Source organism: Prosthecobacter sp. (assembly GCF_044226605.1).
Classification (GTDB): Bacteria; Verrucomicrobiota; Verrucomicrobiia; order Verrucomicrobiales; family Verrucomicrobiaceae; genus Prosthecobacter.
This window is the reverse complement of sequence record NZ_JBGAGS010000031.1, coordinates 63,741-87,357: the sequence shown is the minus strand read 5'-3', so window position 1 is coordinate 87,357 and position 23,617 is coordinate 63,741. Positions and strand designations below refer to the sequence as shown.

Sequence of the window (23,617 nt, the reverse complement as noted above, 5' to 3'; positions counted from 1 at the left end):
CTGCAGGAGCTTTTTGACCATGCCAAGGGAGACCTGAAAGCGGTGCGCAATCTCATCGCGGCTGCCTTCGCCTTTGTCATAAGAACTCAGGATGCGTTCACGCAAATCAAGGGAGAGTGTGGCCATGTGCCTTCATAGCAAGTCATCGCCGCTATGGCTATATAATTATTTAAAATGCTCTAGCCTACTCGCACAGGCAGCGGCGGAAAAAGTCCACCGTCATGCCCAGCGCCTGGCGGGCGAGTTCGGCATCGTAGCGCAGGCCTTCATCGCGCAGGAAGGCGTGGGCGGCATTGAACTCATGCCAGGTAAACTTCACTCCCGCTGATGTGAGGGTCTGGTAGATCATGGCACGTCCTTCAGCGGGCACATGCGGATCCTGACGACCAAAGACGAGCATGAGCTCTCCCTTGATGTCAGCCGCACGGGCCAGCGAGTCGTCGTTCATCCCAGCGCCGAGGCTGCGTTTGTGGAGATCGGTGGGGTAAAAGCAGGCAGCAGCAGCGACATCCGGCTGCAAGGCGGCGCGATAGGTCAGGTGACCGCCGATGCAGGGGCCGAAGGACCCGAGACGACCCGTGCAGTCCGGGTGCGCCTTGAGGTAGTCGAGCACGGCGCGGTTGTCGGAATCGTAGGCGGCCACGGGTTTTTCAGTCTTGAGCTTGTTGCCCACATCCGAGCCTGCCTGGTCATAGGCCAGCACGGTGCCAGCGGGCAGGTATTCATGATAGATCTCCGGCAGCACGACGATGAAGCCATGCCCGGCCAGATAAGCGGCGGTGCGGCAGATGGGCCCCGTGTTCTGGAAGATTTCGGAATGAAACAGCAGCCCAGGAAAACGCCCCTCGCCTGCTGGACGCAGCACCAGCGCACGCATAGGACCGGTGGGAGTGGAGAGTTCGATGCTTTCAGTTTCGCGGAGTGTCATGGGAATTTTGAGGAAGGAGATGAGTGTGAGGATGATTTACCGCTTGCCCGGCATCCAGGCCACGATGCGCAAGGGGCCGCCGCTGCCTTCTTTGATCTTCATGGGCAGCGCGATGATGTAAAGGCCGGTGGCGGGGAGCTGGCTCATGTCTCCCACGTTTTCAAAGGCGGGGATGTTTTTTTCCAGCAGGATGCGGTGACTCTCAAACAGGGAGGACTGGCCGTAGTCGATGCTGGCGGTGTCGAGGCCGATGGCCTTGATGGAGCGCTGCGCCACCAGCCAGCGTGCGGCGTCTGGATGCAGGCCGGGAAAGTGAAGCTGTGGCACGGCCTCCGCACCCCGCATCTCGGTGCCCAGGTAGGTTTTCGGGTCCGGCCAGCGCTTGGCATAGCCGGTGCGCAGCAGGACAATGATGCCCTGGGGCAGCTGACCGTGGGCCTTTTCCCATGCCTCAAAATCCGCCACGCTCACCTGATAGTCTGCAGTGGCTGCGGCTTGGGCGGAGACGTCCACCACGACCGCAGCGCCGAGCAGTTGATCGATGGGGAGTTGATCCACCGTCTTTCCCTTCTCGGCAAAGTGAATGGGAGCATCGATGTGCGTGCCGCCGTGCTCGGAGGCCCGGTAGCGATTGGCGGCATAGAAGTACCCCTTGGGCGTCATGGCGCGGGATTCCACCTCCAGCTGGAAGCGCTGCGCCGTGGGCCAGTAGAGCGTGTCCGCGGCAAACTCATGCGTGAGATCAATCCAAGTGCCGCCTGCCGCAAAGGGTATGAGAGGCGCGACAGGCATGGAGGCAGGAGCAGCCCCGGCTCCGGCGAGATTGAACAGCCAGCCGAGAGAGACCACGCACAGAAGACCGAGAGGAACGAAAAGCGCTTTCATGCACTCCAGTTCTAATCAGCATTGGCGCGATTTCCAACGAGGGTTTTGCCTGTATGCAGGCTCAGAGTTCAGACCGCTTCTTGCCAGCGGCCACGGCAGGCGCTAGGTGCCCGCCATGACTCCCGATTTCTCCTCCCGCCTCGCCGGCATGCTGCAGGGCAGCTTCATCGCTGAATCCATCTCTCTGGGCGTGCATTGGATCTATGATCCCGATCTGATCGTGAAAAAACATGGACGAGTCTCCGGCTATCTTGCCCCCGGTGCAGAGTCCTACCATCCGCGCAAACAAGCGGGCGCGCAGGGGCATGTGGGAGATCAGGCGCTGCGCCTGCTCGCATTCCTGCAACGTGAAAAGCGCTGGGATGCCGCCGCTTTCCTCGCCGACTGGCAGTCCATGTGGCTCGCCTACGATGACTACGTGGACAAGGCCACCAAAGGCACGCTGGCGAATCTGCAAGCCGGTGCCACGCCCGCCACCAGCGGCGCGCCCTCCGACGAACTCGCAGGCCCCGCACGCATCGCGCCACTGATGGCTTTCTTTGCCCACAAGCCGGAGTCTGAGGCCGTGACGGCAGCGGTGGAGCAGACGCTGCTCACGCATCGCTCCCCAGCGGCGACCGAGTGCGCCGAATTTCTCGCCCGGGCCACGTATCGCCTGCTGCACGGCGGTGAACTGCAAAGCGTCATCCGCGAAACCGCGCCTGCGTGGACCCTGCAAGCCGCTGAGGCTGCCCCGGCCACGGATGCCATCGGCAAACTCGGCCGCGCCTGCCCCATCCCGCAGGCCCTGCCAGCCACGCTGTGGCTCGTGCGCCATCACGGAAATGACTTTGCCCAAGCCACTCTCGAAAACGCCATGGCCGGCGGCGACAACTGCGCCCGCGCTCTCGCGCTAGGCATGCTGCTCGGCGCCGCGCATGGCATTGAGGCGATTCCCTCCGCGTGGCGCGAGGGGTTGCTGGCGAAGGCGCAGCTGGAAAGCTTTCTCGCCTGAGAAGCACGTTTGGCCGGCCTCTCGGCAGATGCTTCACCCCACTCCTCAGTGCGCGGCGCGTTCCTGCAGGAGAATGGCGCTGATGTTTGACGGTGAAACACCCGCGAGCCGTTTGCCACTCCAGGCTGCGGCCTCCCGAGTCATCCGTTGAAGCGTGGCTGGCGAGGTCAGCATTTCCTGCAAGGAAGGCCAGGGCACAATGGAGACACCGCCGGTGCGTCCTCTCCAAACTTCCCTGCCGCTGCGGTCCACAAAAACAACGGTCAGCTGCATGACCATCTGAAAGCCACTTTTGCCAGTTCCCGGTGCGGCTTCACTGAACATGATGCGGTCATAGGCGGAGCCGATGCGAACGACGACATCTTCGCCTGAAGCCACGCGCCGCATGCCGATGGCGGAGAGCTCGTGAGCCACCTGATCCTCGATCAGACTTGCAGGCCCGGGCTTCAGCGCCTGCATCGCGCTAAACAGCTTCGCCTCGGGTTTCATGGCGGACACCCCGCCTACGACCATCCCCAAGGGGCCAAAAGCATTGGCCCACTGCTGCGAACGCCCGAGATAAGACACGTGGCTGGCGGAGGGAAAACCATTCACCGTTTGCACACTGAAGGTTTGTGCCTTCTGCCGGACAGCAGCAGGAACGACACAGGAGCTGCACGCAGCCACGACCAGCGTGAAACCAACGAGAAGCAATCGCGCGATCACAGACAGATTTAGAGAATGCATAGACCGCGCATAACGCAGCCGCTTAAACCCGTCTTGCAAACGCCGCAGCCGACCGTGCCCCGAAAAGACCGGGCTATGGCTTTGCCCATTCACTGAACGGCGTAGCCGACAATCGCGAATTCGTGTACCGCATATCATGCGAGACCTCCTCGCCGATCCACTCCGGTAGCTCAATGGGTGTGTCTTCAGCGGGCAGTTCGATCTCCGCCACGATGAGACCCTCGTTCGCTCCATGAAACACATCGACTTCCCACAGCATGCCAGCGTGCATTACCTCATGACGTGTTTTGTCGATCAGCGGCTGGTGGCAGAGCTCCAGCAAATCGCGGGCGTTTTCCAGAGCGATGGGAAACTCGATCTCGGTGCGTGAGATGCCGGTGCGGCGGCTCTTCACCGTCATGAAGGCTTCATCGCCCACCACACGCACGCGCACAGTGCGGTCGGGATCGCGTGAGAGATACCCCTGCGCCATGCGGCGGCCCGGCCCGGTGGGCTGCCACAGGGCGGGCTGCTTGAGGAGGAACTTGCGCTCGATCTCGGTGGCCATCCTTGATGCGTGCTTCAGGCCTTGGAGGAATAAAGCGCCACAAGGGCGGCACCGATGGACTGAGAAAGCTCTCCCAGCGTGGCGGGCACGATCTGGAGTTCGGCGCGCTGTTTGGGGAAAAGGTAGGGCTGGGCTGCGGCGCGGATGCCGCCGAGGTAGCGCTCGCGGAATTCAGGCGTGGTGCTGTCCGGGTCCACCAAGCCGCCGCCGATGACGACGATGCCGGGATCAAGCGCCATGCAGAGATTGGCCACATGAATGCCGAGCGCGCGGGCCTGAATGTCGAAGATCTTCAGCGCGAGCGGATCGCCCTTCTGAGCACGACCGCGCAGGGAGAAGCCTTTGCTCCGTGGCGTTTCATCGCTGGTGGCCAGTTCGTGTTCCGGGTGCTTCGGCAGGAAGAATTCCAGAAACTGCGTCAGCCCGGAGATGGTGGAGTAGGCCTCAATGCAACCCCAGTCACGGCCGCAGCCGCAGCGGAACGCGGGCACTTCATCCAGGCCGTGGCCCAGCAGATGACGCGGGATGGGCATGTGACCGCCCTCCATGCCAGCGAGGTGATCCCCGCTCAGCGGCAGGCCATTGGCATCAATGTAAGCCGCGCCCAGACCGGAGCCGGGAGCCAGCAGCAGCACGGTGGCCTTGGTGGCACCACGCACGCGCGCGGCCTCGCCCACACCGCCGAAGTCGCCATCATTTCCGGCATAGAGCGGGATCTCGCGGCCTGCGGCCTTGGCGATGGCCGCGGAGTAGTCGGCGTGGAAATTCCAGCCGGTGAAACTGTCTGGCAGATTGGAGGATTTCTCCAGCACCCCGTAGCGCTGGTAAGGTCCGGGAAGCGCCAGTCCCGCAGCGGCCACGCGATCCCAGGAAATACCATGGTCCTTCAGGAACCCTTCCGCACCCTCCACCCAGCCGGCCACCACGGCAGCCGTGCCGGCTTGTGAATTCGTCGAGCTCTGACGCAGATGCGTGGAGATCGGTTCACCATTGGCATACACGCCGCCGGTCTTTGAAGTGGTGGCGCCGGAGTCGGTGCCGAGAAAAATGTCGCGAGTATCAGATGCCATATTTGGGGCCGTGAACTTGGAGAGCGAAAGGCCGGTGGTCGAGCAGAATGCGTGGGGATGCAGATGGAAGTGTTTGATAGGCGGAGAACCGACTGCCTCTGGCTCCACAACAAAATCCGCTGTGCGTGAAGCGGATGCCAGCCTCAGCTCTCTACCAACCATACATCACCGCAATCTCTCGCGCTAGATCACCCAGCAGACCCGAGCTGTCATTGGCATTGATCAGGATCGCAATGCCTTGAGCTTTGTAGGTGCAGCCGATGACATACGCGTCAAAGCCTTCGTTGCGCCCGGTATGGTAGAACTGCAAAATCTCGCCTTTGCCAGCGAGGAACAGACCCAGGCCGTCGTCGTCCCTCTGCACCGTCAGCATCTGCCTGGCCGTTGCTTTTGAGATCACGCTCTGGGATTCTCCAGCGAAAGCCTGGTTCACCCCCAAGACAAAACGCGCCAGATCCGTGGCCGTGGTCCACAATCCGGCGGCGGCCATCTCAGGATAGATATGCCACCGGCCATTCACCGCCGTGCCATCGGCATAATGGCCCGTCGCGGCCAACGCGGCTTTGGCGGCAGGCAACGGCTGCTCATAGGTGCTGCTCGTCATGCCCAGTGGTCCGAGCACTGTCTCGGCCATGAATGATGGGAAGGGTTTCTGCGTGGTGTCGAGCATCATCTGCTGCAGCACGACATAGCCGCCTCCGGAATAGCGCCACTCGCTGCCCGGCACGCACCCCACGCGGATCGGCGGTGAGTTGGCGGGCTTCTTTCCATTCAGCACTTCCATGAGTTCAGGCACCGGCTTCCCGTCTTCATAGCCGTCAAAGTGATCCCCATTGATCCCTGCGCTGTGACTGAGGATGCCCCGCAGCGTGACCTTCTTTTCCTTCGTGAATTCATTCTCCGGAACCTTCCATTTTTTCAGCACCGTGTTCACATCCGCATCCAGAGACAGCACCTTCTGCTCGACCAGCCGCAATGCGCCCAGCGCGGCGACTGGCTTGCTGATGGAGGCGGCTTGAAACAGCGTGTCTGCCGTCACCGGTTTGTGGCTGTCTTTGTCCGCCATGCCATAGCCCTTTGCTTTGACGATCTTGCCATCATGAAGGATCGCCAGGGACAAGCCGGTCACCTTCGCTTTGCTCATCATGGCTTCAATGAGAGCGTCCATCTTGTCTATCGGGTTAGGGCTGTCAGCGGCGTGGAGTTGGACGAGGGCAGTCCAGCCAAGGACCAATGAAATGACAGCAGCGCGTGATTGCATGACTCGCCTTCTTTTACCTGAAGGCTCCGCAGACGGCAAGCATGTCCTCTGTAGCGTGTGATCCCCTGTGCCATGTCTCACGGGATGTGATTGACAGCCCCTCTCGACCAGACGACTGGCAGCCACTCTCTCCTTCCTTATGGTCACACACGAGCACGGCCGTCGTCGCTTTTTGCAGATGCTTGCGAGCAGTCCGGCTCTCGCGGGCGGCATCGGCCTCGGCAGTCTTTTGGGTGCGAGCTCTCCTGCCGAAGAGGAACTCATCACCGCGGCGGATCAGGCGGTCAACGTGCTCGAATTTGAAGCCGTGGCGCGCAAGAACCTGCCGCCATGGCACTACGCCTACATCGCCACGGGTGTGACTGATGACTCCACGCTGAAGGCCAATCGCGATGCCTTTGGCCGCTACCAGCTGCACACGCGAAGGCTCGTGGATGTGTCGAAGGTGGACACGTCCGTGAAACTCTTCGGCGAAGTGTGGGAGACACCCATCATGCTCGCGCCGGTGGGCAGCCAGCGTGCATTTCATCCGGAGGCGGAGCTTGTCACGGCACGCGCGGCATCGGCGCAGAAGCACAACTTCATCGTCTCCACGCACTCTTCCACCAGCATCGAGGGTGTGAACAAGGTCATGGAGCGCCCGGCGTGGTTTCAGCTTTATCCCACGGATGATTGGAACGTGACCCGCGCCGTGGTGAAGCGCGCCGAAAACGCTGGCTGCCCGGTGATGGTGCTCACGGTCGATTCGCAAAACGGCGCGCTGCGAGACACGCTTTTCAAAGTGCGCCGCTCCGCACCCGTGAAGTGCACGGACTGCCACATCGGCGGCTTCACCTACAACGCCGTGGCCAGCCGCAGGCCCATGTTTGCCGGACTTGATCTCTCCAAGGTCACCACCCAGCTGCCGCTGAACATGACCTGGGACGTTCTCCCGCGCCTCAAAGAGCTCACATCCATGAAGCTGCTCATCAAAGGCATCGTCACCAAAGAAGATGCCGCACTCGCACTGCAACATGGTGTGGACGGCATCATCGTCTCCAATCACGGCGGCCGCAGCGAGGACAGCAAACGCGCCAGCATCGACTGCCTCCCCGACGTCATCGCCGCCGTGAATGGCAAGGTGCCCGTGCTCGTGGATGGCGGCTTCCGGCGCGGCACCGATTTCTTCAAAGCCCTCGCCATGGGCGCCAGCGCCGTCTGCATCGGCCGCCCGTATCTCTGGGCGCTTGCTGCGTTCGGGCAGACTGGGGTGGAAACCATGCTGACGCTGCTGCGGAAGGAATTGCAGATTGATATGCGACAAGCGGGTGCTGCGTCGGTTAAGCAGATTACGGGGGAGTTTTTGGTGAGGTAATAAGCCTCTAAAATGAAACGCTGGCGCAAAGCACACCGTGACGGCAACATGTGCGCCATGGAGGATTTGAATCCCTATGCAGCACCCACAGCGAAAGTGCTCGTGACGGACGCGGATGCCAGCCGCGTACGATATGATCATTTGAGGACAGAATCGCACTTGAAGGCCTTGGGGTGGGTCCTTTTGATGCTGGGCATTTTGTCTCTCTTTTTTTCTTGGATGATCCAGCGGATCCAATGGCGGGAGTTTGGACTGGAGCCGGGCCTGGAGGTCATTCCTTGGTACGATTGGGTCACGATCGGAATGTACTTCGTGGCAGGCCTGGGCTTGATACGCCTGATGAAACTAGCTGGCCTGCTGACGATGATTCTGTCTGCGGTTTGGCTCATTACCAATGCTCTCTCCCTCCCCCAATCTCTGGTTGGAATCACGATTCACGCCTTCATCCTGCGCTTTCTATTTCAAAAGCAGACACGTTTCATCTTCTCTGAGTCCTATCAGACCACTCTACGACAGACCCCCGAGATCAAAAGCAGGATGGAGTCGTGGGGCATCTTGGTAATCATCCTTTTATTGCTCATTCTTATCATCCCCGCGTGGATCGAGTTTCACTGAAGTCCCGAATGTCGCAGAGATTGGGTGGCCGAACTGCTATTTGTCACATCAGGCCAAAGTAGCGGCGGCTGGGGAGGCAGAAGGTGAAACGACAGAAGAGAAAGCCTATCGGATAGTGACCTGCTCCCCAAAAGCTGAGCCATGTGTTATGAGAGTCTGAGGTGCGCGAAGCGCATCATCAGACGACATGAAACGCAAGAGACACACAGCAGAGGAAATCATCAAGAAGCTGCGCGATGCCGCAGGGCTTATCGCCGGAGGCAAGACCGCCGAGGAGGCGGCGCGGCAGATTGGAGTGAGCGTGCCGACCTACCACCGGTGGAAGGAGCAGTATGGAGGCGCTGATCGAAGCACCGTCAAACGGCTCAAGGAACTTGAGCAGGAGAACAGCAGGCTCAAGAAGCTTGTGGCCGACCAGGCGCTGGACAACGCGATGCTCAAGGAACTGGTGGAGGGAAAGTGGTGAGCCCGGCGCGCAAACGCGAGGCAGTCGCGCACCTGGAGCGCAAGCTCCAGGTGTCGCAGCGCCGGGCCTGCCAGGTCATTGGCCAGCCACGTTCGACCCAGCGTTACGCATGCACGCGCCCGGCGAGGGATGCGAAGCTCGTGGCGGAGCTGCGCCGCTATGCCACGGCGCATCCGCGACGTGGTTATCGCATGGCCGCAGCACACCTGCGCAGGCAGGGCATGAAGGTCAACGGTAAGCGCGTGGCCCGCCTCTGGAGGCAGGAGGGGCTGCGAGTGCCGCAACGCCAGCACAAGCGCCGCAGGCTGGGCCACGGCGGCAACAGCACGCAACGACGCAGCGCCACGCGCATCAACGAAGTGTGGAGTTATGACTTCGTGTTTGACCAGACCGTGGATGGCAAAAGGCTCAAATGGCTGCCGATCTGCGACGAGTTCACGCGAGAGAGCGTGGCGTTGGAAGTGGAGCGGCGGATGGATGCCAGAGATGTGGTGCGGGTGCTGGAAGCCGCCATCGCCCAGCGCGGCCGTGCGCCGCAGTTCATCCGCAGCGACAACGGTCCGGAGTTCATCGCCAAAGCCGTGAGGGAGTGGATAGCGCAGCAGGGCTTCCAGACGCTCTACATCGAGCCGGGCAGCCCATGGCAGAACGCTTACAGCGAGAGCTTCAACAGCCGCCTCAGAGATGAACTGCTCAACCGCGAGGTCTTTGCCACATTGGCAGAAGCAAAAGTGCTGGGCAAAGAATATCGGCGCAGCTACAATGAACAGCGGCTGCATTCAGCTCTGGGGTATGAGCCCCCGGCGGAGTTCGCGCTGCGTTGCCTTTCGGCCGACTCCGCTACGCTGCGTCAACCGAAAGGCAACGCAGTTCCCGCAACAACCAAGAACAAAGACAACACCCAAACCAAGCCGTTAGCCACCGTCAGACTCTCATAGAAACTGGCTCAAGCTCCGGGGGCAGATCAATAGGCCTCAGAACCTAATTCGGGCATTTTTTATTGGAAGCTATTCTGGAGTTAACCAACCGCCCTCAACCTTTCTCAAGCCACGCTGATCGGAACATCCTCTTCCCGCAGCATCCAATAAGCTTCGTCCCAAACAAACCTATTGATGGAAACAAGTTCAGCCGGAGCCTCTTTTCCATCACAGTGCGGGCACTCTTTTTCACCGCTATTAATTTCAGCATGCTCGACAATACTATCGCTTGCCGAATGATTGCCTCCTTGATCAGCAAGAGCCTTCTTCGGCTTTCTCCAAAGGAGCGCCCAAGAAAATGCCCCTTGGTCTTGATCGAGGCCGTCATAATCCCAGCATTCGAAATCAAAATCATCACTCCGTGGGCACGTCACTTCATCATGCCAGTTGTCACGAATGTATTCAGGCGCCCCAATTTCAAACGCCACTTCATCCGGCGTCATGCCTGGCGTCAAAGCGGCAAGCAACGCTTCGCGATTTTCCACACATTCAGGCAAATGAAGCAAATGGGGCTCTGACATCGGCCAGTCACCCACTTCGTTGAATATCATGAGCGCGTATCCTTTGGGCCGGACTCCGACTCTCAGCATGGCCAAATGAAGACATCTGCGAAACAGGTCAATGAAGGCGGAACCAAACTTTTCTCGGGGAGTGACCTTAATGAACCTGCCAAACTCAAAACAGGAAAGCGATTGCAGCTCTGCTAAAAACTTGCCTGTGGCGGCAATCTTATACTGCCGCACAATGAGAAGAGCCGTAAACACATTTCTCCAAAGCTCGGCCAGATGGCGAGAAACTTCACAAGTCTCGTCGTCTCTTCGCGCGGACAGGGCCGCTTGCAACTCACCTTGGTAATTCCTTGTCTCTTGGACGATTTGCAGAGCCCATTTTTCATCTTCAGCTTTGATTGCTTCAAAAAGCGCCTCTTCACCTGACTCATCTACAACGACCTCTTCATGCAGGTCGATCACGAGGTAGCGCGCCCATTCGGTGCGACAAACAAAGTAGGCCTTCCCTGACCAAGAAAAATAACGGAACCGAGCATTTTGGGTCCACATATCGCCCGCCGTGGTATGTCGCACATGATCGTCAATCCAGAGTTCCCATTTGCCTCCTTGGATGGGAGGTTCTGTAACATAAGGTCTGACGAAACCGCCCACACCAACCGTCAAGGCATCCCTCCCCTCAGGGGAAATAGCCAGCAAGCGCGAATAGGTATGAGTCCCATGAAATCGAATGATTGACCAACCGTCATCAGCAACAAAAAATTCATGCGCGTCATCGATCCGCCAATTGCCCTGACGAGTCCAGACGACTTGTTCGGTGACCAAGTCCTTGAGGCTAAACCATGGCACCTCCACTGGAAACTTTCTCCCCAACTGCTCTATCTCGGCACGTTGAAAAGTCACTCCCAGACACCATCTCCCATTATCTGATGTCTGGGAGAAAGGTCTGTAGGTCCTGTTGTACATTTATTCTTTCGTTTGCCCATCACCCCACCGCCTCCACGCACCTGCCGCACAGCGTCGGGTGCTCGGAGTTGGCTCCCACATCCGGCAGATACTTCCAGCAGCGGCCGCATTTGCAGTGGGTGGATTCCTGGACGATGGCGCTGAGGTCGCCGCCGCGGGTGATCTTGAGTTCGCTGAGGATGAGGAATTCGTGGAGGGTGGCGGTGTCGTTGAAGACGGGATGATCGAAGCCTTCGGCGGGAAGCGTGAGCGCGACGGTGGCTTCGAGATTGGAGCCGATCTTCTTTTCCTGGCGGGCTTTTTCGATGGCCTGCTGGATGACGCCACGGACTTTGAGCAGCTCATTCACCGCGAGGGTGGCATCGCTGCCGGGGAAGGCGGGATTGGGCTGCGGGAAGGACTGCAGATGGACGCTGTCGGTGTGGCCGAGGTGTTCCCAGGCTTCGTCGGCGGTGTAGGCGAGCATCGGCGCGAGGAGGCGGCAGAGGGTCTCGGTGATCTCGCGGATGGCGGCCTGTGTGGCGATGCGGCGGGGGCTGCTGGCGGCATCGCAGTACATGCGGTCCTTGGTGATGTCGATGTAAAGGGCGCTGAGGTCGCCGGTGATGAAGCTGTTGATCACGCTGAAGACTTTGCGGAAGTCGTAGTGCGCATACGCGTCCACGCATTCTTTGGTGATCGAGTGGAGGCGCTCGAGGATCCAGCGGTCCACGAGGGTGTAGGCGGGCGTGGTGCCTGAAGCGGGTGCTTCACCAGAGAGATTGCCAAGCAGCACGCGGAGGGTGTTGCGGATGCGGCGGTAGTTTTCGCTGTTCTGCTTGAAGAGGTCTTCGGAGAACGGGACTTCGTTTTGGTAGTCCACACTGGCCACCCAGAGGCGGACCATGTCGGCGCCGTAGGTGTTGTAGTAGTGGTCGGCGGTCATGGGCTTGGCGTTTTTGCCCGCCTTGTCCTGGTCGCTCTTGCTGATCTTTTTGCCGCTGGTGTCCACGACGAAGCCATGCGTGATCACGGCCTTGTACGGCGCGTGGCCACGGGCGATGACGCTCATCATGAGGCTGCTCTGGAACCAGCCGCGATGCTGGTCGGTGGCCTCGATGTACATGTCCGCCGGGGCGTGGAGTTCGGGGTGCTGATCGAGCACGGAGACATGCGAGCAACCGGAGTCGATCCAGACGTCGAGCGTGTCGTTGCCACGCTTGGTGCCGGCAGGCAGGCCCACTTCGGCGGCCCACCAGGCGTCGTCTTTTTCAAACCACAGATTGCTGCCGTGCTGCGCGATGATGGCGGCCACTTTGCCGATGACCTCGGGCTGCATGATGATCTCGCCAGTGGCGGAGTAGAACACGGGAAGCGGCACGCCCCAGGTACGCTGGCGGCTGATGCACCAGTCCGGGCGGCTTTCCACGGTGCCGTAGATGCGGTTGCGGCCCCAGGCGGGCAGCCACTGCACTTTGTCGATCTCGTACAGCGCCTTGGCGCGGATGTCGTCGATCTTGATGAAGAACTGCTCCACCGCACGGAAGATGATGGGCGTCTTGGAGCGCCAGCAGTGCGGGTACTGATGCACGTATTTCTCGTTGCCGAGGATTGCGCCTTTGGCGTTGAGGATTTCGATGATGCCGTCGTTGCTCTGGAAGACGTGCTTGCCCACGAACTCGGGCAGGCCGCACTCGGCGGTGTATTTGCCGTCGGCATCTACGGGGGAAAGGATTTCGAGGCCGTGCTCGCGCCCTGCCTGATAGTCGTCCGCACCATGGCCGGGGGCGATGTGCACGGCACCGGTACCGGTGTCGTCGGTGACGAAGAGGGTGTTGATGACCTTGGAGGTACGCGGCAGGAAAGGGTGCTGCGCTTCGCAGCCATTGAGCGCACTGCCTTTGAGTTCTTCGCTGGCGTGCTCTGTGTTCAGCTTGAAACCGGTGGCTGCGCCAAAGGCTTCCACGCGAGATTTGGCGATGACGAGTTTTTCCACGCGACCGTCCTCATGCGCGAAGCTGCCGCTGATGTAGTCAAAGGTGGGATGCAGGGCGATGGCGAGGTTGGCCGGGAGCGTCCAGGGCGTGGTGGTCCAGATGACGAGCGATGCGCCATCGCAACCAGGCGGCGGATTCACCAGGGCAAATTTCACATACACCGCAGGCGAGGTTTTCTCCTTGTACTCCACTTCGGCTTCAGCGAGCGCGGTCTGTGCGCCGTAGCTCCAGAGCACGGGGCGCTTCATGCGATAGACGAGCTTCTGCTCCACGGCTTTGCCAAAGGTGCGCAGGATGCCGGCCTCGTAGTCGGGATTGAGCGTGAGGTAGGGATTGTCCCAGTCGCCGAAGACGCCGAGGCGCTTGAAGCTGTTGCGCTGGATGTCGATGTACTTGCGCGCCTCGGCCTCGGAGCGCTGGCGCACCTCCACCGGCGTGAGGCCAGCGGCGGATTTTACCACTTTGAACTCGATGGGCAGACCGTGGCAGTCCCAGCCGGGCACGAAGGGCGCGTGAAAGCCCGCCATGGTCTTCGACTTCACGATGAGGTCCTTGAGGATCTTGTTGAGCGCGGTGCCCATGTGCACGTCTCCATTCGCAAACGGAGGGCCGTCGTGCAGGATGTAGGTGGGGCAGCCTTTGGACTGGGCCACGATGCGCTGGTAGAGCTTTCCTTCTTCCCACTTGGCCAAGCGTTGCGGCTCCCGCGCGACGAGGTCCGCCTTCATGGGGAAGTCGGTCTTCGGCAGGAGGACGGTGTCTTTGTAGTTCTTGGCAGCAGTGTCAGGGGCGCTCATGGTTACGAAAATGGAGCGCGGAGCCTAGCGAGATGGGGGCGTGTGGCAAGGGGGGAGCGCGGAGGGAGTTCCAAGTTTGAGGTTTAAAGTTCCAAGTTGGGGAGGCAAAGGGCTAAAGACCTGCCCCTCGGCCCTACGCTGCGGCGGCATCGGCACCTGCCGGGACGGGGCTGGCTGTGCCCACGTAATCCTCCTTTTCCGCCTCCAAGGCGAGGCCGCAGAGGTCTCCCATGATGCGGATAAACAGCGGGACAATCACCTCGGTGAAGACGTGGATCTGCTGCGCGGCGCCGTCCCATTCGTTTTCCAGTTTGTCAGGCAGGACCATTGAGTGAGAGACAGGCGGGTGGTCCGGGAGGTAGGGATGCGGCAGCTCGCCCAGCGCGGCTTTGCATTCATTGTAGGCGGTATCGATGCGCTGGACCAGGGCGAGAGCCTGGCGCTTCAGCTCCGCGCCATTGGAATGGTGCTGGGCATTGCCCAAAATCACCTGCAAGGAATGGAGGGTACAGGAGGTCAGCATCAAGCCGGGCACCATCCCCGCGAGGAGGCGCTGGGCGGCCAGAAGGCGGTCAAAGTTTTGCACAGCAGCCTCATCCGCCTGCCGGGAGCGCCAGCACCCCAGCGCAGCAGACAGCCTGCGCGCGCCGCCGCCCTCGTAGCCGCTCATCATGCCATAGACCTTTTGCAGCTCCCGCTGAGTCTGCTGCAGGGCCAGATCGGCACCGTTCTTCGAGCCGGAAGTCAGGAAAAACTGCCCGGGTTCCGAGACCACAAAACCTGCGGCGATGAGATCGCGCCCGATGATTTGATTGAGCTGCCGGTTCTGCTGCCGCTCCAGATGCTCAAGCTGGTGGCCATAGGTCTTGCTGAGCGCCTGCATCTGAGCCCGTGCTTCACGCCATGCCCCGCTGGCTTCCAGCTCGATGGGCTTGATACGCAGCGGGTGGAAATTCTTGTCGTAGAAGGCCGTGAGGTTTTGCTTGAACGTGTCGGACACTTGCCGCTCCTGCTCGACGCCCTCAGCATTGCGAAGACTCACCTTCTCCAGGGAGATCTCCAGGATGTGCTCAAAGAAGTGGCGTGTGACGGCGCGGGAGGTGGCGGAGAAATCGGTGAAAAGTTCCGCTGCGGGGGCTTCGTGGTGGAAGATGCCGGGGGCACGCCATGCAAGGGCGGCTTTCACCCGGTCGGCATCTGCTGGATGAGTATCCCACCACTTGGTTTTGTTTTCGGCAGACAGCTTGTCGATTTCTCCGCGATTGTCCGCCGTCAGATTTTTTTCCCTCCACGAAACGAGTGCGGGCAGATCCTCCGGAAGCGCCTTGGACTGGTAGGTCTCTTCGGCGTCGTGCATGGCGATCGCGTGGCCGAGACCGAGGTGGCGCAGGCGCTCGGCGGTACGCGCAAATTCTTCACTGCCCGCCAGCTTGGCCTCGTAACTGTCGGCATCAAATTCCATCTGGCGGGACATGAAGCAGCTGATGGCGTGCCCGAGATGCATCAGGCACCAGAGCAGCCTGCGCCCCACCCAGACACCGCCCTGCGCTAGCTTGAGGGGGAGCTTCACCAGCAGAACTTCGAAGTTCGGAATGTCCTCAATACTCGACCAGTCTGCGAGCTTTTCATCCCAGTGATCACGCTCAAAAACGACACGGGCAAACCAGAGATTCACGCTGCGGATGATGTAGCTCAGACGCATGCCGGCACCCTGAGCAAAGTGTCCAAACTCATGCGCCAGTACGCCCGCGAGCTGGCGGGTGGTCATGCCCGCCACCAGCGGCAGGCCGATGACAAGCACCAGATCACTGCCGAAAAAACTGAGCCAGCCGCGGCGGAATCCAGCGGAGGCATTGACCTGGGTATCCAGCCGAATCTCCCTGGGCACCGGAGCGCCGACGTGCTGGCAAATCCTGGCCACAAACTCAAACAGCAGCGGCTCGTCTGCCTTTGCCAGCTTGAAGACCTGCGGTCGTTTGGCCGGACGTGAGAACAGAGGCTTGAGCAGAAACAGAATGAGAATGCCGCCCACCACGGCTGGTGCGAAATAGAATGCCACCACGACCGCCCCTGCGCGCCCTTGCGTATGATGGTCCGCGACCGCGTGAGCCTCCAAATGCCAAAGCACCAGCCAGCCAATTCCCACGATAAACGCCACATAAACGACGGGCAGCAGCACCATGGCGAACGCGACGAATCCGAGTCCCAGCTGGTAAAGCAGCGACACCTTCGTGGGCTCAATGCGTCCTGTGAATTGGTCCAGTGGCGATGCAGGGGCGGTGTCTGACATGCGAATTTGTCGTTTTTCTTATCAGGCGAAGCTGGGACCGTCAATGAAACTAAGCGGAAGTCTCAAGCGAAAGCACAAGGCATGAGCACAACGCGCATTTGCCCTCCGGGCGGCTTGGCGTATCGCTCTGCAACCATGCCACCCTTTCGCCACCTGCTTCTCGCGCTTTCCGCCACGCTTGCCACCGCCCATGCCCTGGAGGTGCGGGTGTCCCCTGCCCTCTCGGTTTCTCAGGCGCTGGAGCAGGTGCGGGCGGCGCGCAAGGCGGGCGACAGCTCTGCGGCGACGATTGTGCTGCCAGCGAGCGTGACGGAGCTGACGCAGCCGATCCAGCTTGAGGCGCAGGATTCAAACCTGACCATCACGGGAGAAAAAAGTTTCCTTATCGGCGCGCCGGTGGTCAGGGGCTGGGAGAAGCATGAGGGGCAGATCATGAAGGCGGATGTGGCGAAGCTGCTGCCGAAGGGCTTTGTGCCGCGGCAGCTTCTCAGCGGTGGCAAGCGGCAGATCCTGGCGCGGTATCCGAACTTCGATGCGGCAGATCCGCTCTACGGCGGCTGGGCCTTTGTGGCGGAGTTTCCGCCTGCGGGCGCGCCGGAGGGGCATTTGTGGAAACGCACGCTGTATGTGAAGCCGGAGGATGTGCGGAAGTGGGCGCACCCGGAGGATGTGGAGATCGACATCTTCGCGCAATACGGCTGGTGGAATTTTGTGGAGCCGGTGGCTTCGCTGGATGCGCAGACGCGAATGCTCACGCTGAAGAAGGATTGCAGCTACGACCTGCACCCGCACAATCGCTACCATTTTCAAAATGCGCTGGAGGAGCTGGATGCGCCCGGTGAGTGGTATTATGACAAGCGCAGCGGCATGCTGTATTTCTGGCAACCCTTTCACAAGGACATGCCCGAAATCCGCCTGCCGGTACTGGAGAGCTTTTTCAAGGTGAAGGCCGGGGCGAAAAACATTGTCATTCGCGGCCTCACGATGATGGGTTGCCATGGCTCAGCGATCACGTTTGAGCGTGCGGAGGATTGTGTGGTGGAGATGTGCGTCATCACGCAGGTGGGCGCGTTTCATGGCAGCGGCGTGGGTGTGAGCGAGGGCAAAAACGTGCGCATCTCGCATTGCGAAATCAGCTACACCGGCAGCAACGGCATCAGCCTGAGCGGTGGAGATCGCAAGACGCTCACGGGGCCGGGGCATGTGGCGGCGGACAATCACATCCACCACATGGGTGTGTTTAACAAGAACGCCTGCGGCATCAGCATCTATGGCGTGGACAATACGGCCACGCACAATCACATCCACGACGGTCCGCGCATGGGCGTGCAGATGAGCGGGAACAATCTGGTGGTGGAGTACAATCACCTGCACCACCTCTGCCTGGAGACGCAGGATGGCGGCGCGATTTATACGGGCGGGCGTGACTGGATCAGCAGCCGTGGTAGCAAGTGGCAGTATAATTTGATCCATGACATTATTGGCTGCGGTCAGGAATCCGGCGGGCTGAAGCACCCATGGTTTACCTTTGGCCTCTACCCGGACGACAACAGCGGCGGTCTGGACATCATCGGGAACATCGTCTATCGCGTGGCGCACACGCCCATCCACATGCACAACTCGCGTGACTGCGTGGTGGAAAACAACATCTTCGCGCTCGGCGGAAAATTCCAGTTTGACCTGCATGGCTGGACGAAAGACCAGCGCTTCTACACCGGCCACATCGAGAGCATGATCAAAGGCTACGAGTCTGTGATCGGCCAGCCCGCGTGGAAAAACATGCGCAACATGGACCTGCACCCGAAGGACGCCATCCGCGAAGACGGCACGATGATGAGCGGCAACAGCTTCCAGCACAACATCATGTTTGGCGACACTGCCGGTGTGAAGTACGGCGACATCCGCAATGCCTCGCCGAAGTACAACACCATCGATTACAACCTCGCGTGGAATGGCGGGCATCCCATTGTGACGGGCATCAATCAGGTGGGGCCGGACAAGGGTGAGCCGTTGGTGAGTGAAAACTTCGATAAGGCCGAGGCTGGCAAAACGCCGAAGGGCTGGGGCTTTAACCATCGCCCAAACAAGGATGTGAATCTCGTGGTGGCCGAGGGCGCGCTGCGCGTGGACTGCGCGCTCGGCACGCCGCCGAATCCGAAGAGCGTCTTCCATGGACCCGATGTGCCGATCAAGCCCGGCGCGGCGTATCGCGTGAAGCTTCGTGTGAAAAGCACTGAACCCACCGCGAAGCTCAGCCTCGCCTTTGCTTCCTTCAAAAACGGCGAAGGCTACTGGCAGGCGGGCAGCACCAGCATCACCGCCACACCCGAGTGGAAAGAAGTCGAAGCCACCGGCCGCATGCTGCGCGAAAACGAAGCGGGATGGAAACCGTGGATGACCGCCTTCTGGCTGCGCGTTGATTGCCACGAGCCGAAGGGGCAGGTCTTCATCGATGACGTGCGGATCACTGAAGCGGAGCCGCTGGATGAGTGGGCCGCATGGCAGAATGCCGGATGGGACAAGCACAGCCTCGTGGCGGATCCTCTTTTCATCGACTGGCAGAAAGATGACTTCAGGCTGAAGCCGGAGTCACCGGCGTTTAAGCTGGGGTTTAAAGCAATCCCTGTGGAGCAGATTGGCATAAGGAAGGAGTAATTGCGCAGGTTTGTCCATGAAAGCGCTCAAAATCATCGCAGGCATCTTTCTGCTGCTGGTTTCAACAGCTTGCGGCCTGCTACTGTTGATGGTTCTTGGGTCGTCCGATTTTTTCCACACCAATACTGTAGTGATCCAGGCCGTTTTCATGGCCTCGCTGGTGGCCATCGCATTTCTGACTCCCAAGCTCTTCCGAGCTTGTCTCATGCTGATTTCGGCCGCCCTCGCACTCTGGCAATTTGGTTTTCCTGACTGGCTCCCTCTCATTCTCGCTATCACGGCATTGCTGCCGTTGGCGTTCACTCAACCGAAGCTGTTTCGGCGTGCTGTCCTCATACCGGCACTGTCGTTCGTAGCTCTGGGCGTTGACGCCTTTGCGTTCCATCATCGCCTCGCGGTTCAAGCTTACTCCACAGCGCACTCGTTGTTGTCCATGGATACAGCCCCCGCTGCAATGAGATCCCCTTCAGGAAAGGTGACCGCATATGTGATAAGTGCAGGCATCGTCGATCCCATCTACGTTATCAGCATCTCCAGCGGGCACCTTCTGCCGTTATACCGTGTGATCCGCCCTAGCACGGCCGAAGGAACAAGAAGGGCTGACCTCATCGCCAGATGGGAGGGTCCTGTCTTCCTGGCTGGAGACAAACTGGTCTCGCTTGCCTACGATGAGCGCAGCGGCAAACTCATTGACATGGAATCTTACAACTCTGGCCCGATAAGGCTGGATCAACAAGAGATCATGAAGAACACCAAAAGCCCTGAAGCTTTCGCAGAGTTTTTACTCTCGCTGCCACCCAAGGTGCAAGGACCACAGTAAAAGCGCACGCTTGGTCAGTTCAGCCCCGGAGCCGCGACTCGTCGGCGTGCCCGGCTAGGCTTTGCTATCGGACAGAGTGCGTTCTCCGCCACGGGCTGATGGACAGAGTTCGTGGGCTGCACGCTGATGTTTACAGGCAGCAGCCCCGCGGGAGTTACCAGAATGATGATGGTGATTTTCATAGCCGCCAGTTGTTGGGTTGAGGGTCAGTGTTTCCGAAAGGCGCCCCTCCTGAATGCTTTGTTGGACGGGTCTGCGATCCGAGGGGACTTCCATTTGACGCAATTTCTCCGGGAGTTGTTCAGGGTCTCCGGGGCGGCCCACCGCAAACATGGCGGCGATGTCGTAGTCATCGGGCACCTGGAGCTCTCTGCGGGCGCGTTCGAAGTCAAAACCCGCCATGCCATGAACTACCAGCCCCATCGCCGTGCCCTGAAGCGCCAGATTTTCAAAGGCGCTGCCGCAGTCAAACAGGTGCACCGGGTTGGGTTTGCCGTTCTTGGAAAAAACTTTGTGCGACAGAATGACAACCAGCATGGCTGCATGCTGGCACCAGGTCTGATTGTCCTTCATGAGCAGGCCGAAAAAGGCGGGCCATTGAGGGGTGTCGCGTCGGGCATACAAGAAATGCCACTCCTGCTCATTGTAGGTGGAGGGGGCCCAGCGGGCGGCTTCAAACAGCGTCAGCATTTCCTCGTCCGTGATGGCTTCCCCGCTGAGGGCACGTGGAGACCAGCGGCGATAGATCAAAGGCTCGATCGCATGGTCCACCTTGCGGTGCTGGGCGGGATCTGGGAGGGTGCTCATACATGGTAATCGCCCGCGACAGAACCTGCGGCTGTCTGTTTGTCGCTCGCGTGCATTTGAATGGGAGGAAGAGGCATCCTCACAGCCAGAATGCATGGGACATACGATTTTCGATGTCCAACTTCCGACGTCAGCAAGCCCATGTCCTCCACCCTCACAGGCCAGATTCACATTGGCATCTCCGGCTGGAGATATCCGCCATGGCGCGGAACGTTTTATCCGCAGAAATGGCCGCAGCGGCTTGAGCTGGAGTATGCCTCCAGCCAGGTGAACTCCATTGAGATCAACGGCTCATTCTACGCGCTCCAGCGTCCGGAAAGTTATCAATCATGGTATGAGGCCACGCCGGAGAACTTTGTGTTTTCAGTGAAGGGCGGCCGCTTCATCACCCACCTGAGACGTCTGAAGGATGTCGAAGCGCCCCTGGCCAATTTCTTCGCCTCCGGCCTGCTTTGCCTGCGTGAAAAGCTGGGGCCCATTCTCTGGCAACTGCCTCCAAGCCTGCCGTTTGAGCGTGAACGAGTGGAAACTTTTTTCAAACTGCTGCCGCATGACACTCGTGAAGCCTCCAGGCTCGCGAAGCAGCATGATGCCAAGGTTACCGGCCGGGCACGCATGACAGCGGACGCAGTCAGACCGGTGCGGCATGCCATGGAGGTGCGGCATCCATCCTTTGAATGCAGGGAGTTTGTGGAGCTGCTGCGCAAATACAATGTGGCTCTCGTCGTGGCGGACACCGCCGGCAAATGGCCGCACATGGAAGACATCACCTCCGACTTCACCTACCTGCGGCTGCATGGGGACGAGAAGCTGTACGTCAGCGGCTACACCTCCGCTGCGCTGCAGGAATGGAGCCGCAAAATCCGCAGCTGGGCCCGGGGACGTACACCGGCGGAAGCCAGACTCAATGCTCCGCGGATGAAACCTGCGGCGAAGGGGCGCGACGTGTTTGTTTACTTCGACAATGATGTGAAGGTGCGTGCCCCTTACGATGCCCGGAGCCTCGCCCACCTCCTCGGCTTGTGCGATGCACCTCCGCCACACGGAAAGAAAAAGCCGGAGCCTGGTTTCGAGCCGCGTCCCAGCTGGCCTGATGGACACCGGCATCGGAAATGAACGAGGCATGCTTTGAAACATCGCTGATGTGAGCTTCGAGTTCAGACAGAACGTTTTGGGCTCTTCGAACTCAATGCCTCCCGGCACTCAAAATCAGCATCCATTTGCCACGGCTGCACTCCGCCGTCACTGTGGAGAAATCGAAAAGCCCCCTTCCCTTTTTCTGACGTAATACCGTTCGCCATGTCCCAGTTTCTCCAATTCGACCGCACCGGCAATCCTGCCGAAGTTCTGCAGCTTCAAGAACGTGAACTCCCGCCGCCGGAAGGCCATGAGGTGCGGGTGCGCATGCGCTATGCACCGGTGAATCCGGCGGATCTGAATTTCATCGAAGGCACCTACGGACGTCCGGCGCACCCACCATGCATCCCTGGCCATGAAGGCTGTGGTGAAGTGGAGGCGGTGGGCAGTGCCGTGACTTCGCTGGAGCCAGGAGATGTCGTCATCCCACTGGTGGGCACGGGCTGCTGGACTCAGCACCTCACGGGGCCGGAGCATCACTTTGCCAAACTGCCGCCTCAGATTGACCAGGTGCAGGCCAGCATGCTGCGCGTCAATCCCGTCACGGCCTGGGCGCTGCTGAAGCACTACACCGATCTGCCGAAAGGCGCGTGGGTGGCGCAGAATGCGGCAAACTCCGGCGTGGGGCGCGCTTTCATCCAGCTGGCCAGGCACTTCGGCCTGCGGACGCTGAACTTCGTCCGCCGCGAGGAACTGTTTGAAGAATTGAAAACCCTGGGCGCCGATGCCGTGGTGCTGGACACGGATGAAGGCGTGGCCGAGGCAAAAAAACTCGTGGGCGATGAGCCGGTGAGGCTGGCCACCAATGCCGTGGGAGGTGACAGCGCCATTCACATGATGGACATGCTCAGCCCTGAGGGCATCCTCGTCACTTATGGGGCCATGAGCCGCCGCAGCCTGAAGGTTCCCAACAAGTTTCTCATCTTCAAAAATCTCCAGCTTCACGGACTTTGGATCACGAAGTGGTTTGAGAAAGCCAGTTCGGAGGAGCTCTACGAAGTGCTCAACCCGCTGACAGTTCTCATCCAGTCCGGAGATCTGGTCACAGCCATCGATGAGATTGTGCCGCTGGCTGAATTTAACCGGGCGATCAAGCGCGCGCAGGAAGGCTCGCGCGGTGGCAAGGTGATCCTCGACCTCGCATAAACCTATGCACGTTCTCCTCACGAATGATGACGGCATCCGGGCGCCGGGGCTGCAGGCGCTGGAAAGCGCGGTGGCTTCCCTGGGGTGGCAGTGCAGCATCGTGGCTCCGGCCACGGAGCAGAGCCAGTGCGGACACCGCGTGACGACGCACCAGCACCTCACGGTTCAGTCTTTGGCCGAAAACCGCCATGCCGTGCACGGCACCCCGGCAGACTGCGTGCGGCTGGCGTTGTTTGCTCTCGATATCAAACCCGATCTCGTGCTTTCCGGAGTGAACGCCGGCGGCAACATGGGGCAGGACATCGTCATCTCCGGCACCGTGGCAGCAGCGCGGGAGGCGGCGTATCATGGCATTCGCTCGATGGCATTTTCGCATTATCTCATCCGCGAACTGGCGGTGGACTGGCAGCGCACGGCCACGTGGGTGGCGGAACTGCTGCGGGAGACTCATTTGCTGGAGCAGCCACACAGTTCTTTCTGGAACATCAATCTTCCCCACCTGCCAGCCGGCATGGACACGCTTCCGCCACTCATTCGGTGCACGCCCGCTCGCTCGCCGCTGAAGGTGAGCTATCGCCAGGAAGAAAAGGGATTCGCCTACAGCGCCTCGTATGCCTCACGTCCGCGCGATGCTGGCTCGGACGTGGAGGCCTGCTTTGGCGGCAGCGTGGCGGTGTCGCTGCTGCAGGTCTGA

19 protein-coding genes are annotated in these 23,617 nt (G+C 60.0%); 9 read left to right on the top strand and 10 right to left on the bottom strand.

Annotated elements, in window-relative coordinates:
* Positions 1–184: 184 nt before the first annotated feature.
* Both ACILSO_RS29590 and ACILSO_RS29585 read right to left on the bottom strand, forming a co-directional pair.
* Positions 185–928 (bottom strand): dienelactone hydrolase family protein, encoded by a 744-nt coding sequence (locus ACILSO_RS29590; protein ID WP_395741102.1) that lies wholly within the window; start codon positions 926–928, stop codon positions 185–187.
* Positions 929–964: 36 nt separating this feature from the next.
* A complete protein-coding gene (locus tag ACILSO_RS29585; RefSeq protein ID WP_395741101.1) occupies positions 965–1,813 on the bottom strand; it encodes a cyclase family protein in 849 nt (282 codons plus the stop codon).
* Between the two features lie 115 nt (positions 1,814–1,928).
* Between ACILSO_RS29585 and ACILSO_RS29580 the strand changes: the two genes are divergently transcribed.
* Positions 1,929–2,807: an ADP-ribosylglycohydrolase family protein gene (locus ACILSO_RS29580; RefSeq protein WP_395741100.1), complete on the top strand. Its 879-nt coding sequence runs from the start codon at positions 1,929–1,931 to the stop codon at positions 2,805–2,807.
* A gap of 45 nt (positions 2,808–2,852) precedes the next feature.
* On the opposite strand, the gene ACILSO_RS29575 is transcribed toward ACILSO_RS29580, so the two are convergent.
* The 4 genes from ACILSO_RS29575 to ACILSO_RS29560 form a co-directional block, all read right to left on the bottom strand.
* Positions 2,853–3,533, bottom strand: coding sequence for a hypothetical protein (locus ACILSO_RS29575; protein ID WP_395741099.1), 681 nt, complete (start codon positions 3,531–3,533; stop codon positions 2,853–2,855).
* Positions 3,534–3,606: 73 nt separating this feature from the next.
* The gene (locus tag ACILSO_RS29570) at positions 3,607–4,080 is read right to left on the bottom strand and encodes a CYTH domain-containing protein (protein WP_395741098.1); all 474 of its coding nucleotides are present in this window, start codon (positions 4,078–4,080) and stop codon (positions 3,607–3,609) included.
* 14 nt (positions 4,081–4,094) lie between these two features.
* Entirely contained in the window at positions 4,095–5,150 is a 1,056-nt protein-coding gene (locus tag ACILSO_RS29565; protein WP_395741097.1) for an ROK family protein, read from the bottom strand.
* 151 nt (positions 5,151–5,301) lie between these two features.
* Positions 5,302–6,318, bottom strand: coding sequence for a serine hydrolase domain-containing protein (locus ACILSO_RS29560; protein ID WP_395741096.1), 1,017 nt, complete (start codon positions 6,316–6,318; stop codon positions 5,302–5,304).
* A gap of 232 nt (positions 6,319–6,550) precedes the next feature.
* On the opposite strand from ACILSO_RS29560, the gene ACILSO_RS29555 reads away from it, so the two are divergent.
* From ACILSO_RS29555 to ACILSO_RS29545, 3 genes are all read left to right on the top strand, one after another.
* Positions 6,551–7,765, top strand: coding sequence for an alpha-hydroxy acid oxidase (locus ACILSO_RS29555; RefSeq protein WP_395741095.1), 1,215 nt, complete (start codon positions 6,551–6,553; stop codon positions 7,763–7,765).
* 12 nt (positions 7,766–7,777) lie between these two features.
* The gene (locus tag ACILSO_RS29550; RefSeq protein ID WP_395741094.1) at positions 7,778–8,380 is read left to right on the top strand and encodes a hypothetical protein; all 603 of its coding nucleotides are present in this window, start codon (positions 7,778–7,780) and stop codon (positions 8,378–8,380) included.
* A 187-nt stretch (positions 8,381–8,567) separates the two neighbouring features.
* A protein-coding gene (locus ACILSO_RS29545) for an IS3 family transposase (protein WP_395737003.1) occupies positions 8,568–9,784 on the top strand; the annotation gives its coding sequence in 2 pieces (ribosomal slippage) (positions 8,568–8,826 and positions 8,826–9,784; 1,218 coding nt in all).
* A 104-nt stretch (positions 9,785–9,888) separates the two neighbouring features.
* Here the strand turns inward: ACILSO_RS29545 and ACILSO_RS29540 are convergent.
* From ACILSO_RS29540 to ACILSO_RS29530, 3 genes are all read right to left on the bottom strand, one after another.
* Entirely contained in the window at positions 9,889–11,232 is a 1,344-nt protein-coding gene (locus tag ACILSO_RS29540; protein WP_395741093.1) for a hypothetical protein, read from the bottom strand.
* An 82-nt stretch (positions 11,233–11,314) separates the two neighbouring features.
* Entirely contained in the window at positions 11,315–14,068 is a 2,754-nt protein-coding gene (ileS, locus tag ACILSO_RS29535; protein WP_395741092.1) for an isoleucine--tRNA ligase, read from the bottom strand.
* A 133-nt stretch (positions 14,069–14,201) separates the two neighbouring features.
* Positions 14,202–16,358, bottom strand: a complete 2,157-nt coding sequence (locus tag ACILSO_RS29530) for a M48 family metallopeptidase (protein ID WP_395741091.1) — start codon at positions 16,356–16,358, stop codon at positions 14,202–14,204.
* 135 nt (positions 16,359–16,493) lie between these two features.
* On the opposite strand from ACILSO_RS29530, the gene ACILSO_RS29525 reads away from it, so the two are divergent.
* Together ACILSO_RS29525 and ACILSO_RS29520 are read left to right on the top strand one after the other, a co-directional pair.
* Positions 16,494–19,013, top strand: a complete 2,520-nt coding sequence (locus ACILSO_RS29525) for a right-handed parallel beta-helix repeat-containing protein (protein WP_395741090.1) — start codon at positions 16,494–16,496, stop codon at positions 19,011–19,013.
* 16 nt (positions 19,014–19,029) lie between these two features.
* Positions 19,030–19,833 carry a hypothetical protein gene (locus tag ACILSO_RS29520; protein ID WP_395741089.1) on the top strand — a complete coding sequence of 268 codons (804 nt, stop codon included), beginning with the start codon at positions 19,030–19,032 and terminating at the stop codon, positions 19,831–19,833.
* A gap of 54 nt (positions 19,834–19,887) precedes the next feature.
* Here ACILSO_RS29520 and ACILSO_RS29515 read toward each other — a convergent pair whose 3' ends face one another.
* A complete protein-coding gene (locus tag ACILSO_RS29515) occupies positions 19,888–20,640 on the bottom strand; it encodes a nitroreductase family protein (RefSeq protein ID WP_395741088.1) in 753 nt (250 codons plus the stop codon).
* Positions 20,641–20,781: 141 nt separating this feature from the next.
* On the opposite strand from ACILSO_RS29515, the gene ACILSO_RS29510 reads away from it, so the two are divergent.
* From ACILSO_RS29510 to surE, 3 genes are all read left to right on the top strand, one after another.
* A complete protein-coding gene (locus ACILSO_RS29510) occupies positions 20,782–21,756 on the top strand; it encodes a DUF72 domain-containing protein (RefSeq protein ID WP_395741087.1) in 975 nt (324 codons plus the stop codon).
* Positions 21,757–21,939: 183 nt separating this feature from the next.
* Positions 21,940–22,923 (top strand): MDR family NADPH-dependent oxidoreductase, encoded by a 984-nt coding sequence (locus ACILSO_RS29505; RefSeq protein WP_395741086.1) that lies wholly within the window; start codon positions 21,940–21,942, stop codon positions 22,921–22,923.
* A 4-nt stretch (positions 22,924–22,927) separates the two neighbouring features.
* Positions 22,928–23,617 carry a 5'/3'-nucleotidase SurE gene (surE, locus tag ACILSO_RS29500; RefSeq protein ID WP_395741085.1) on the top strand — a complete coding sequence of 230 codons (690 nt, stop codon included), beginning with the start codon at positions 22,928–22,930 and terminating at the stop codon, positions 23,615–23,617.